We start from the raw sequence: 809 nt of genomic DNA on the forward strand, positions 1-809 counted from the left end.
TCGTTACTATGAAACGCTGCTCTCGGGAGAAATTTTAGCTCCTATTGAAACTGATTGGACCTACCGTAATTTTGTCGCATTAGAGCAAGATGTGAGTAATAGTGAAACGGCAAAACAATTTTTTATCGACAACTTAGGTACATACTCAGGACTGACGTTACCCAAGCAATCGACAGAATATGAGCTTGGTACACAAAAAGATCATAGAGTTCTAGAGTTCAACGATCATTCTGCTGGGTTAGCTAAGCTAGCTAAAAAACTAGGTATGCCGCTACAATCTGTTTTATTAGCAGGTCACATGAAAGTGATGTCGTTACTCAGTGGTGAAGATCATACGGTGACTAGCGTAACGGTAAATGGCCGCCCCGAACAGGAAGGAGCGGAACAAAGTTTAGGTTTGTATTTAAATTCTTTGCCGTTGGCGGTTTCCCTTGCACCAAGTACCTGGTCCGAATTGATCAGCAACATAAATGAAATCTATCGTCAAGGTATGTCTTATCGCCGCTATCCATTGAATAACATTCAACAGGCACTGGGTCAGGACTTTGGTGAAGTGTCTTTTAACTATACCTACTTCCATGTTTATGGCTCTGTAGATGAAGAAATAGAGAAGCAAGGATTAGAGGTTATCGATGCTAGAGGTTTTGAGCAAACTAACTATGGGTTAGTAATTAACATGAGCCAATTCGTCGGTACTGAGGGCCTTGGGTTAGATATCAGCTTTGATGCGAGCCTGTACTCTGCTGCCTTTATCGAACGCTTAGGTGAGATGTATGTGCGTGTTTACCAGTCCCTGTTAGCGGACTTAG

The 809-nt window shown here is 42.3% G+C and carries 1 protein-coding gene; it reads left to right on the forward strand.

Going from position 1 to position 809, the window contains the following annotated elements; all coding sequences use genetic code 11:
* Positions 1-809, forward strand: an 809-nt coding sequence (locus tag AN214_RS21765; protein ID WP_152960849.1) for a condensation domain-containing protein, incomplete at both ends; no start/stop codon positions are given.

The sequence above is a fragment of the Pseudoalteromonas sp. P1-9 genome (genome assembly GCF_001399975.1).
GTDB lineage: Bacteria > Pseudomonadota > Gammaproteobacteria > Enterobacterales > Alteromonadaceae > Pseudoalteromonas.